The 12,267-nt window shown below is 59.3% G+C and carries 10 protein-coding genes; 8 read left to right on the top strand and 2 right to left on the bottom strand.

Annotated features, from left to right (window positions below):
* Positions 1-54: 54 nt before the first annotated feature.
* Positions 55-1,047 carry an NAD-dependent epimerase/dehydratase family protein gene (locus F8N12_RS23830; protein ID WP_150582558.1) on the bottom strand — a complete coding sequence of 331 codons (993 nt, stop codon included), beginning with the start codon at positions 1,045-1,047 and terminating at the stop codon, positions 55-57.
* 93 nt (positions 1,048-1,140) lie between these two features.
* A complete protein-coding gene (locus tag F8N12_RS23825; RefSeq protein WP_150582557.1) occupies positions 1,141-2,040 on the bottom strand; it encodes a LysR family transcriptional regulator ArgP in 900 nt (299 codons plus the stop codon).
* A gap of 95 nt (positions 2,041-2,135) precedes the next feature.
* Between F8N12_RS23825 and F8N12_RS23820 the strand changes: the two genes are divergently transcribed.
* The 8 genes from F8N12_RS23820 to F8N12_RS23785 all read left to right on the top strand — a co-directional run bounded on the left by F8N12_RS23820 (position 2,136) and on the right by F8N12_RS23785 (position 11,969).
* Complete coding sequence (locus F8N12_RS23820; RefSeq protein WP_150582582.1) at positions 2,136-2,537, top strand: ACT domain-containing protein; 402 nt, start codon at positions 2,136-2,138, stop codon at positions 2,535-2,537.
* Between the two features lie 6 nt (positions 2,538-2,543).
* Entirely contained in the window at positions 2,544-3,146 is a 603-nt protein-coding gene (locus F8N12_RS23815; RefSeq protein WP_150582556.1) for a LysE/ArgO family amino acid transporter, read from the top strand.
* A 175-nt stretch (positions 3,147-3,321) separates the two neighbouring features.
* A complete protein-coding gene (locus F8N12_RS23810; RefSeq protein ID WP_150582555.1) occupies positions 3,322-3,918 on the top strand; it encodes a superoxide dismutase in 597 nt (198 codons plus the stop codon).
* Positions 3,919-4,360: 442 nt separating this feature from the next.
* Positions 4,361-6,442 carry a putative bifunctional diguanylate cyclase/phosphodiesterase gene (locus tag F8N12_RS23805; protein ID WP_412072160.1) on the top strand — a complete coding sequence of 694 codons (2,082 nt, stop codon included), beginning with the start codon at positions 4,361-4,363 and terminating at the stop codon, positions 6,440-6,442.
* Between the two features lie 271 nt (positions 6,443-6,713).
* Positions 6,714-8,063 (top strand): imelysin family protein, encoded by a 1,350-nt coding sequence (locus F8N12_RS23800; protein ID WP_150582553.1) that lies wholly within the window; start codon positions 6,714-6,716, stop codon positions 8,061-8,063.
* 274 nt (positions 8,064-8,337) lie between these two features.
* Positions 8,338-9,765 carry a di-heme oxidoredictase family protein gene (locus F8N12_RS23795; protein WP_150582552.1) on the top strand — a complete coding sequence of 476 codons (1,428 nt, stop codon included), beginning with the start codon at positions 8,338-8,340 and terminating at the stop codon, positions 9,763-9,765.
* A gap of 27 nt (positions 9,766-9,792) precedes the next feature.
* On the top strand, positions 9,793-10,857 hold the full coding sequence (locus F8N12_RS23790; protein WP_150582551.1) for an imelysin family protein: 1,065 nt from the start codon (positions 9,793-9,795) through the stop codon (positions 10,855-10,857).
* Between the two features lie 14 nt (positions 10,858-10,871).
* On the top strand, positions 10,872-11,969 hold the full coding sequence (locus F8N12_RS23785; RefSeq protein ID WP_150582550.1) for a DUF1513 domain-containing protein: 1,098 nt from the start codon (positions 10,872-10,874) through the stop codon (positions 11,967-11,969).
* Positions 11,970-12,267 lie beyond the last annotated feature (298 nt).

Below are 12,267 nucleotides of genomic sequence, written 5' to 3'. Positions count from 1 at the left end.
CCCAAGGGCGCAGCGATTGACCCTGAACCTGTAGCTCGGTTCAGTGAAGCCGTTTCAGCGAATTTCCTGAGCCTTCCACCAGCCGCAGAATTCATCAAGCGCCGTCCACAGACTGACCTTGGGATCGTAATCCAGGTAATGCCGGGCGCGGCTGATGTCCAGGGTGAAATTCCTGTTCATGACCTGCATGCCGAGGCGCGACAGCGTCGGCTCCGGACGCCCCGGCCAGAGCATGCACGCGCCTTCGTTGAGTGCGGCAACGGAGTAGGCCAATCCGTAGGAACGGTAGCGCGTGACTTGCGGGATTTCCATCTGACGCATGACGTAATTGACCACATCCCACAACGGAATCGGGGTACCGTTGCTGATGTTGTAGGCCTTCCCCAAGGCTGACCCGCCGGCCAGCAAACTGCTGAGCAACGCTTCATTGAGGTTTTGCACGCTGGTGAAATCAACCTTGTTCAAACCGTTGCCGATGATTGCCAGCCGTCCCTTGCGCTGCATGTTGAGCAAACGTGGAAAGATGCTCATATCACCGGCCCCGGTCACGAAACGCGGACGCAGCGCCACCGTTTCGAGGCCGAACTCCTGAGCGCCGAAAACTTTTTGCTCCGCCAGGTACTTGGTCGCGGCATAGGGATGATTGAAGCGCTTGGGCACTTGCTCTTCGGTCAGACCAAGATGATCGCGGCCGTCGAAGTAAATCGACGGGGAGGACAAATGCACCAGGCGTCTAACCCGCTGTTTCAGGCAGGCTTCAACGATGTTCTCAGTGACCTGAACATTGCCTTGATGAAAATCCTGATAGCGCCCCCACAAGCCGACCGCACCAGCGCAATGCACCACTGCATCTACGTCGGAGCACAGCGCCCGCGCCAGATCCGCATCGTTCAAATCACCCGGGATGAACTCGGCGCCTCGGTGTACCAGGTGCTCGACGCTTTCGGCCCGACGACCGTTGACCCGTACGTCCAGGCCCTGCTCCAGAGCGAAGCGCGCAAAGCGTCCGCCAATGAAACCACTTGCGCCGGTAACCAGAATCTTCATGAATTGCTCCAACGAATGCAGTGCTAATTTCACTTCAGGCTGCAAATAAATAACCGTCTGCAAGCGCATTACTTGCGGCTTGCAGCTTGACGCTTACCGCTGCTCCCAAGGCACCAGCCACTGCTTCGACGAACGCACCAACTGATCGGTGAGCAGGCCCAGTAACTGCCCGCCATTGCGCCAATGATGCCAGTACAGCGGCACATCGATCGGTTTATCTGCCAGCAACTCGATCAACTGGCCGTTTTTCAGTTGCTCGCGCACCTGCAATTCCGGCACCAGGCCCCAGCCCAGTCCGGCCTCGGTCAAGCGAATGAATCCTTCGGACGATGGGCATAGGTGGTGTTGAAAACCGCCGCCTACTCCGAGGGATGCAAGGTAGCGGTGCTGTAGCAAATCATCCGGCCCAAAGACCAATGCCGGCGTTTTCGACAGCAGCTCGGCGCGTACGCCTTCGGGAAAATGTCTGGCAATGAACGCCGGGCTGGCTAACGCCCGATAGCGCATCGCGCCCAGCAACACGCTGCGTGCGCCGGCCACCGGGCGTTCACTGGCGCAGAGACAGGCCGCCACTTCACCTGCGCGCATCCGTTTGAGCCCGACTGTCTGGTCTTCGACGATCAGGTCGAGCAACAAATGCTGCTCTGCGCAAAAAATGCTGATCGCTGGCGCCCACCAAGTGGCGAGGCTGTCGGCATTGAGAGCAACACGCAGGCGTTCCGGCAGGCCTTCGTCATCCAGCGCCGGCACCAGGGTTTGCAGGTCGCGCTCGAGCAGGCGCACCTGCTGCACGTGGTTGAGTAACCGTCGACCAATCTCGGTCGGGGCCGGGGGCGTCACGCGCACCAGCACCGGTTGGCCAACGCGCGCCTCGAGCAATTTGATGCGCTGCGAGATGGCTGATTGCGACACGTTGAGCACTTGCGCGGCACGTTCGAATCCGGCCTGTTCAATCACAGCGGCCAAGGCAGAAAGCAATTTGTAGTCGAACATCAGTTTTCCTAATGAGCGATCAGCATGATTGGTTTTTCTTATACATGCAGGAACTGGAAAATGGCCAGCAAGAACTCTCGAAACAGGACATCGACATGACCGGCGAAACTTCACTGGTGAAGCTCATTTGCAGCATGAGTCCGCAGTTGAATGCGGGCGAATACGTTTTTTGCACCCTCAGCGACGAGAAAATGCCGACCGATGTTGAGATCATCGGCAGCTTTCGCGAGCAGGAAGGTCTGACCGTCATTCTGGAACGCTCCGACGCCGAGCGAGCCGGTTTCCATTTCGATTACGTGGCAGCCTGGATCACGCTGAATGTGCACTCGTCCCTCGAAGCCGTGGGTTTAACGGCCGCGTTTGCCAGCGCACTGGCCCAGGCCGCCATCAGTTGCAACGTGGTGGCTGGCTATTTTCACGATCATCTATTCGTTGCTCAGGTCGATGCGGAACGCGCCCTGCACGTGCTGCGCGATCTCGCAGCGAATGCGGAGTAGAACGTTATGTGGCAGAGCTATGTAAACGGCCTGTTGGTCGCCGCCGGGCTGATCATGGCCATCGGCACGCAAAATGCGTTTGTGCTGGCCCAGAGCCTGCGGCGTGAACATCATCTGCCGGTGGCGGCCCTGTGTGTGGCGTGCGATGCGTTGCTGGTCGCTGCGGGCGTTTTCGGCCTGGCCACGGTGCTGGCGCAAAACCCGACGTTGCTGGCATTCGCGCGTTGGGGCGGTGCGGCCTTTTTGCTGTGGTACGGCAGTCTCGCGCTGCGCCGCGCCTTTTCGAAGCAGAGTCTGAAGCAGGGAGAAAACCAGACGGTCCGGTCGTTGCGTGCGGTAATGCTCAGCGCGCTGGCCGTCACGCTGCTCAACCCACACGTTTATCTGGACACCGTCTTGTTGATCGGTTCCCTTGGGGCCCAGCAAACCGACCCCAGTGCCTACGTGGTGGGCGCAGCCACGGCGTCGCTGTTGTGGTTTTTCACGCTGGCGCTGGGCGCGGCGTGGCTCGCACCCTGGCTGGCGCGGCCCGGCACCTGGCGAATCCTTGACCTGTTGGTTGCGGTAATGATGTTCGCCGTTGCCCTTCAATTGATCGTGGCCGGCTGATTATTCCAAAAGGCTCTGGAACCTCTATTCCACACAGTTGTTGCGTGGTTATGCCGCACCCCCGGTGCTATGATCCAAACCCTGCGCCGCAAAGAGTACAAACTCCCCGGCGCTTGTTTGGCCGCCCGTGATCGGCCTTGCGCTCACCGCAACTGACCTGATTAGGAGAATTATCATGGCTTTCGAATTGCCGCCGCTGCCTTATCCACACGATGCCCTGCAGCCGCACATTTCCAAGGAAACTCTGGAATACCACCACGACAAGCACCACAACACCTATGTCGTGAACCTGAACAACCTGGTGCCAGGCACCGAGTTCGAAGGCAAGACTCTGGAAGAAATCGTCAAGACTTCTTCGGGCGGTATATTCAACAACGCCGCTCAGGTCTGGAACCACACTTTCTACTGGAACTGCCTGGCGCCAAACGCTGGCGGTCAACCGACCGGCGCACTGGCCGAAGCAATCAATGCTTCCTTCGGTTCGTTCGACAAGTTCAAGGAAGAGTTCAGCAAAACCTCCATCGGCACCTTCGGTTCCGGCTGGGGCTGGCTGGTGAAAAAGGCTGACGGTTCGCTGGCCCTGGCCAGCACCATCGGTGCCGGCAACCCGCTGACCAGCGGCGACACCCCGCTGCTGACCTGCGATGTCTGGGAACACGCTTACTACATCGACTACCGCAACGTTCGTCCAAAGTATGTCGAAGCGTTCTGGAACCTGGTCAACTGGAAATTCGTGGCTGAGCAGTTCGAAGGCAAAACCTTCACCGCTTGAGTACACGCCAGTCAGAAAACCCGGCTTTTTAGCCGGGTTTTTTTTGGTGTGGTGAAAAGTGTGGGGACCGCGCACCCCAATGCGAACGCGTTAAGGGCGAAACCAACATCCGCCATCACCGATGAAACGGCTATGCCCCACTCAAAAAAACCACATCGGCCAAGATCCCATCGAACCCGGCGTCGCCAAACTACACCCCTACAGAAAACAGGCCAATTTCCCACAATCAAACCAGCCCCCAAGCCCTTGCCCCAACGCCACAGCCGTCTAACATCAACCCAACGGAAAATTAGTCCGAATTGCGCCTAAAGTTGAAGGACCCAGTAACCGACACAGTATTCATCCAGACGCCAGCACTACGGCCAACCCACAGGCAAATCCCCCTGTGTTTGATTGTCCCTTTGACTGCCATCACCGGATTGCCAATACTCATGGCAACTTGATGCTACCGCACGGAACAAGGAATGACTCTTTGAAGCTGGAACTCAAGAACAGCTTGTCGGTGAAGCTGCTCCGGGTCGTGCTGTTGTCGGCATTGATCGTCGGCGTGGTATTGAGCTGCGCGCAGATTGTTTTTGATGCCTATAAGACACGCCAGGCCGTGGCCAGCGATGCCGAGCGCATCCTCGACATGTTCCGCGACCCCTCGACACAGGCCGTCTACAGCCTGGACAGGGAAATGGGCATGCAAGTCATCGAAGGCCTGTTTCAGGATGCTGCGGTACGCCAGGCCTCCATCGGCCACCCCAACGAAGCCATGCTCGCGCAAAAGACCCGAGACCTGCAGCAATCCAACAGCCGCTGGCTCACCGACCTGATCCTCGGCCAGGAAAGCACCTTCACCACCCAATTGGTGGGACGCGGCCCCTACAGCGAATATTACGGTGACCTGAGCATCACTCTCGACACCGCCACCTACGGCCAGGGCTTCATCGTCAGCTCCGTGATCATCTTCATTTCCGGAGTGCTGCGCGCTTTGGCCATGGGCCTTGTGCTGTATCTGGTTTATCACTGGCTGCTGACCAAGCCGTTGTCGCGAATCATCGAGCACCTGACGGAAATCAACCCCGATCGCCCAAGCGAACACAAGATTCCGCAACTCAAGGGCCATGAAAAAAATGAACTGGGGATCTGGATCAACACCGCCAACCAGTTACTCGAATCCATCGAACGCAACACCCACCTGCGCCACGAAGCGGAAAACAGCTTGCTGCGCATGGCTCAATACGATTTCCTGACCGGCCTGCCCAACCGCCAAAAACTGCAGCAACAGCTGGACAAGATCCTCGTCGACGCAGGCAAATTGCAACGCCGGGTAGCGGTGTTGTGCGTGGGTCTCGATGATTTCAAAGGCATCAATGAACAGTTCAGCTATCAGACCGGCGATCAATTACTGCTCGCTCTGGCGGACCGCCTGCGCGCCCACAGCGGCCGGCTGGGCGCGCTGGCGAGACTTGGCGGCGATCAGTTCGCGCTGGTTCAGGCGGATATCGAACAACCCTACGAAGCGGCCGAGCTGGCGCAAAGCATTCTCGATGATCTGGAAGCGGCGTTTGCCCTCGATCATCAAGAGATTCGCCTGCGCGCGACTATCGGCATCACCTTGTTCCCGGAAGACGGCGACAGCACCGAGAAGCTGTTGCAGAAAGCCGAGCAGACCATGACTCTGGCCAAGACGCGCTCGCGCAACCGTTACCAGTTCTATATCGCCAGTGTCGATACAGAGATGCGCCGCCGTCGCGAACTGGAAAAAGACCTGCGTGACGCCCTTGTCCGCAATCAGTTCTACCTGGTTTACCAACCGCAAATAAGCTATCGCGACAACCGCGTGGTGGGCGTCGAGGCTTTGATTCGCTGGCAGCATCCCGAGCACGGGCTGGTTCCGCCTGACCTGTTCATTCCGTTGGCAGAGCAGAACGGTACCATCATTGCCATCGGCGAATGGGTGCTCGATCAAGCGTGCAAACAGCTGCGCGACTGGCATGACCAAGGCTTCACCGACCTGCGTATGGCTGTCAACCTGTCCACCGTTCAGTTGCACCACGCCGAATTGCCCCGCGTGGTCAACAATCTGCTGCAGATGTATCGCCTGCCGCCGCGCAGCCTGGAACTGGAAGTGACTGAAACCGGCCTGATGGAAGATATCAGCACCGCCGCTCAGCACTTGCTGAGTTTGCGTCGTTCCGGCGCATTGATCGCGATCGACGACTTCGGCACCGGCTACTCATCGTTGAGTTATCTGAAAAGCCTGCCGCTGGACAAGATCAAGATCGACAAGAGCTTCGTTCAGGACCTGCTCGATGACGACGACGATGCGACCATCGTCCGGGCCATCATCCAGCTGGGCAAAAGTCTGGGCATGCAGGTCATAGCCGAGGGTGTTGAGACCGCCGAACAAGAGGCCTACATCATTTCCGAAGGCTGCCATGAAGGTCAGGGCTACTTCTACAGCAAGCCTCTGCCGGCACGGGAATTGGGCGCGTATCTGAAACAGGCGCAGCGCAGCAATGCAGCCATCTTGTGAAGACCCAAAGATCGCAGCCTCGTTTCACTCGACAGCTGCTACGGTGAATCGGGGGCATTTCGTAATCGCAGCCTCGTTTCACTCGACAGCTGCTACGGTGATCGGGAGCATCCGTAGCAGCTGTCGAGTGAAACGAGGCTGCGATCTTTCATGTGAATAAGAAATATTTACAACCACAACTCTTTACACATAATGCGAAAGATTTGCATTATGTCGCAGCTTTGCGCGCTAGCTGCGCCATTCCACCCTCTCTCGAAGCAGGATGTTCGCCATGATTCGTATGCCTCTGGCTACCGCCAGTCTGTTGGCCATCGCTATTTCCCTCGCCGGTTGTGGCGAAGGCAAAGACAAAGCTGCTGCGCCAGCGCCGACTCCAGCTGCCACGGCCCCGGCCCCGACTCCGGCCACTGCGCCAGCGGCCGCCGGTAAAGTCGATGAAGCTGCGGCCAAAGCCGTCGTTGCGCATTACGCCGACATCGTTTTCGCCGTTTACAGCGATGCCGAATCGACCGCGAAAACCCTGCAAACGGCCGTCGACGCGTTCCTCGCCAAGCCGAATGCCGAGACCCTCGACGCCGCCAAGGCTGCCTGGGTCGCTGCTCGCGTACCTTACCTGCAGAGTGAAGTGTTCCGCTTCGGCAACACCATCATTGACGACTGGGAAGGTCAGGTGAACGCCTGGCCACTGGACGAAGGCCTGATTGACTACACCGACAAATCCTACGAACACGCATTGGGTAACCCGGGCGCTACCGCCAACATCATCGCCAACAGCGAAGTTCAGGTCGGCGAAGACAAGGTCGATGTCAAAGACATCACCCCGGAAAAACTCGCCAGCCTGAATGAGCTGGGCGGTGCCGAGGCCAACGTTGCCACCGGTTACCACGCGATCGAATTCCTGCTGTGGGGCCAGGACCTGAACGGTACCGGCCCGGGCGCTGGCAACCGTCCGGCCTCCGACTACCTGGAAGGCGCTGGCGCTACCGGCGGTCACAACGAGCGTCGTCGTGCTTATCTGAAAGCCGCCACCCAGCTGCTGGTCAGCGATCTGGAGGAAATGGTCGGCAACTGGAAGCCGAACGTGACCGACAACTATCGCGCCACCCTGGAAGCTGAACCGGGCGAGACCGGCCTGCGCAAAATGCTCTTCGGCATGGGCAGCTTGTCCTTGGGCGAATTGGCGGGCGAGCGCATGAAGGTTTCCCTGGAAGCCAACTCCCCGGAAGATGAACACGATTGCTTCAGCGACAACACCCATAACTCGCAGTTTTACGATGCCAAAGGCATTCGTAACGTTTACCTGGGCGAATACACCCGCGCTGACGGCACCAAGATGACCGGCGCGAGCCTGTCCTCGCTGGTAGCGAAGGCCGACCCGGTTGCCGACACCGCGCTGAAAGCCGACCTGGCTGCGACCGAAGCGAAGATGCAGGTCATCGTCGATCACGCCAACAAGGGTGAGCACTACGACCAGTTGATCGCCGCCGGCAACACTGCTGGCAACCAGATCGTCCGCGACGCCATCGCCTCGCTGGTCAAGCAGACCGGTTCGATCGAATCGGCTGCCGGTAAACTGGGCATCACCGACCTGAACCCGGACAACGCCGATCACGAATTCTGATCAACGCTGGCTGAATGAAAAGGCGACTTGTGAGGGTCGCCTTTTTCATGTCTGCCAAACACCGCCTCCCTTGTGGGAGCGAGCCTGCTCGCGATGGTGTATCAGTTGCACAAGTGTCGCCTGACACACCATCGCGAGCAGGCTCGCTCCCACAGGAGTCGCGACCTTCAGTGAAATGTGTTGAACACCTAGCAAACGATAATTCCTCTTATTCAATCTCCCCTGCCCTGTTAGACTTTGCGCCTTTGTTTTGCTCGTCTCGCAGGATGTCTTGATGCCCTCGCTGCCTCCTCGTTTGCTCGCACTGTTTCTGGCCTTGGGCCTGAGTGCCTGCGATGACGGCCCGCTTTTCACTAAAGCCGAACCCGGTGAAGCCCGCTCCGGTGGCAGCGCGACGGTGCGCAAGACTGATCAAAATTCGTTTTCCCTGCCATCCGCCAATCTCCCGCCGTCGCGGCGCGTGGATTTCAGCGTCGGCAACAGCTTTTTTCGCAACCCCTGGGTCATCGCTCCGGCGACCACTACAGCGCGGGACGGTCTCGGCCCATTGTTCAACACCAACGCTTGCCAGAACTGCCACATAAAGGATGGCCGCGGCCATCCGCCGGCGCCTGGGGCACTAAATGCGGTTTCGATGCTGGTGCGCCTGTCAATTCCCGATTCGCCGGCGTACGCCAAGGTCATCGAGCAGCTGGGTGTCGTCCCCGAGCCGGTGTATGGCGGGCAGTTTCAGGACATGTCAGTGCCCGGCGTCATACCCGAGGGTAAGGTCCGCGTTGATTACACGCCCGTGCCGGTCCGCTTCAAGGACGGTAGTGAAGTGGAATTGCAAAAACCGAAGCTGCAGATCACCCAGCTCGGCTACGGCCCGATGCATCCCGACACACGTTTCTCGGCCCGGGTTGCGCCACCGATGATCGGCCTGGGCTTGCTCGAAGCTATTCCCGAGGAGGCGATTCTGGCCAACGCCGCGGCTCAGGCCAGGGACAACAAAGGCATTGCCGGCCGGCCGAATAGGGTCTGGGATGACGTTCAGCAGAAAACCGTTCTCGGCCGATTTGGCTGGAAGGCCGGTCAACCGAACCTCAACCAGCAGAATGTTCACGCGTTTTCCGGTGACATGGGCCTCACCACCAGCCTGCGCCCGTTTGATGATTGCACCGACGCACAGATCGCGTGCAAGCAGGCTCCCAACGGGAATGGTCCGGATGGCGAACCTGAAGTCAGCGATAACATCCTGCGCCTGGTGCTGTTCTACAGCCGTAATCTCGCCGTACCGGCCCGCCGCGATGTCAGCTCCCCTGAGGTGCTGGCGGGCAAAACCCTGTTTTTCCAGGCCGGCTGCCAGTCTTGTCACACACCGAAATACACCACCGCCGCCAATGCCAGCGAACCCGAACTGGCCAATCAGGTGATTCGTCCCTACAGCGATCTGCTGTTGCATGACATGGGCGATGGCCTGGCCGACAACCGTACTGAATTCAAGGCCGGTGGACGCGACTGGCGCACCCCACCTCTGTGGGGCATCGGCCTCACGCAAGCGGTCAGCGGCCACACCCGGTTTTTACACGATGGCCGTGCCCGCAATCTGCTCGAAGCTGTGCTCTGGCATGGCGGCGAAGCGAGCGCGGCACAGCAAAAGGTTTTGTCTTTCGATGCCGGCCAGCGCGCTGCGCTGCTGGCGTTTTTGAATTCCCTTTAATACCCATTCCATAAGCGGGAGCCCGACATGTTCCGTCCCAAATTGTTGTTCACCAGCCTTGCTGCACTCGCTCTCGGAGCCTGCGCTCCGCAAGATCCGCAGGCGGTTACTTCGGCAGCCATCGCCAAATCGGTGATCCTGCCGACTTACACACGCTGGGTTGAGGCCGACCGCCAGCTCGCCGTCAGCGCTCTGGCCTACTGCGAGGGTAAATCGGACCTCGAAACCGCTCGCGCCGATTTCCTCCATGCGCAGAAAGCCTGGGCCGAGTTGCAACCGCTGCTGATAGGGCCACTGGCCGAAGGCAATCGCGCCTGGTCGGTGCAGTTCTGGCCGGACAAGAAAAACCTCGTGGGCCGTCAGGTCGAGCAACTGGTGACTGCGCAGCCGCAGATCGATGCGGCCGCACTGGCCAAATCCAGCGTCGTTGTACAAGGCCTGTCCGCCTACGAATATATCCTGTTCGACAGCAAGCCCGACGTCGCCAATGATGCACAAAAAAACAAATACTGCCCGCTGCTGATCGCGATTGGCGAACACCAGAAACAACTGGCCGAAGAGATCCTCAAAGGCTGGAACAACACCGACGGCATGCTCGCGCAGATGAGCAAATTTCCCAACCAGCGCTACGCCGACTCCCACGAGGCGATTGCCGACCTGCTGCGCGTGCAGGTCACGGCCCTCGACAGCCTGAAAAAGAAACTCGGCACACCGATGGGCCGCCAGAGCAAAGGCGTACCGCAGCCGTTCCAGGCCGATGCATGGCGCAGCCATTCTTCGCTAAGCGGTCTGGAAACCAGTCTCGCCGCCGCCAAAACGGTTTGGGAAGGCGTCGACAACAAAGGCTTGCGCGGCCTGTTGCCGAGCGAGCAGAAACCGCTCGCTGACAAAATAGACGCCGCTTACGCTGCCTCCCTGAAACTGTTTGCCAGCAACCAGCGTTCACTGACCGAGATGCTCAACGACGATGCCGGTCGCCAGCAACTCAACGACATCTATGACAGCCTCAATGTCGTCCATCGCCTGCACGAAGGCGAACTGGCCAAGGCGCTGGGCATCCAACTGGGCTTTAACGCCAACGACGGTGACTGATGAGGACAAGTGCCATGCTGCGACGTCAGGCTCTGACTTTAGGTAGTTTGCTGCTGGGAGCAGTGACACTGGGCGGCTGGACGCTGTTCAAGCAAAAGGATAAAAGCCCGCTGCTGCTGTCAGCGCGGGATGATGGTGACGGCAAGCATTACGCCGTCGGTTACCGGCTGGACGGCACGCGAGCGTTCGCCACGCAAGTCGGCCAGCGTTGCCACGACATCATCAATCACCCTGAGCTGCCAATCGCGCTGTTCGTCGCCCGCAGGCCAGGCACCGAGAGCTACCTGATCGATCTGCGCGACGGCACATTGTTGCAAACCGTGACATCGCTGCCACACCGGCATTTTTACGGTCACGCCGTGATCCACAAGAGCGGCGACTGGTTGTATGCGACCGAGAACGACACCTCCGATCCAGGCCGCGGCCTGCTCGGGGTATACAAGTTCGAAGGTGAACGACTGGTGCACAGCGGCGAGATTTCCACTCACGGCATCGGCCCGCATCAAGTGTCCTGGATGCCGGATGGCGAAACCCTGGTGGTCGCCAACGGCGGCATTCGCACCGAGGCGGAAAGCCGGGTCGAGATGAACCTGAATGCGATGGAGCCGAGTCTGGTACTGATGCATCGCGACGGTACGCTGCTGAGCAAGGAAACCCTTTCACAGCAGATGAACAGCGTGCGTCACCTGGGCATCGCAGGCGACGGCACGATTGTCGCCGGTCAGCAGTTCATGGGCCCGTCTCACGAACCGTCTGAGCTTTTGGCGATCAAGCGACCGGGCCAACCCTTTATGGCCTTTCCGGTGGCGGAACATCAATTGCAAGCCATGGGGCATTACACCGCCAGCGTCGCGGTGCACAGCGATTTACGCCTTGTGGCGTTGACGGCGCCGCGGGGCAACCGCTTTTTCATCTGGGACCTGGACAGCGGCGAAGTGCGCCTGGATGCGCCGCTTGCCGATTGCGCTGGCGTCGGTGCAGTGGCGGATGGCTTCGTCGTGACCTCCGGTCAGGGACGCTGCCGGTATTACGATTGCCGGCAGAAAGATCTCGTCGCAAAACCGCTGGACCTGCCCGCAGGCCTCTGGGACAACCATCTTCATCTGATCTAATCACTTGTTTCTGTGGCGAGGGGCTTGCCTGTGGTGAGGCGGGCTTGCCTGTGGCGAGGGGGCTTGCCTGTGGTGAGGCGGGCTTGCCTGTGGCGAGGGGGCTTGCCCCCGTTCGGCGGCGCAGCCGTCGTAAGAACCTTGCACGCGGTAAGCCTGGCACGTTGAGTCTGCAGGTTTCAGGATCGCTTCGCGACCCAACGGGGGCAAGCCCCCTCACCACAGACAAGCCCCTTATCACAGGCACCCCCCCTCACCACAGACAAGCCCCTTATCACAGGCCCCCCCCTCACCACAGACA

It is taken from the genome of Pseudomonas fluorescens (assembly GCF_902497625.1).
Taxonomy (GTDB): Bacteria; Pseudomonadota; Gammaproteobacteria; order Pseudomonadales; family Pseudomonadaceae; genus Aquipseudomonas; species Aquipseudomonas fluorescens_BQ.
Note: the sequence above shows the minus strand (reverse complement) of the source record. Positions and strands in the feature narration are given on the sequence as shown.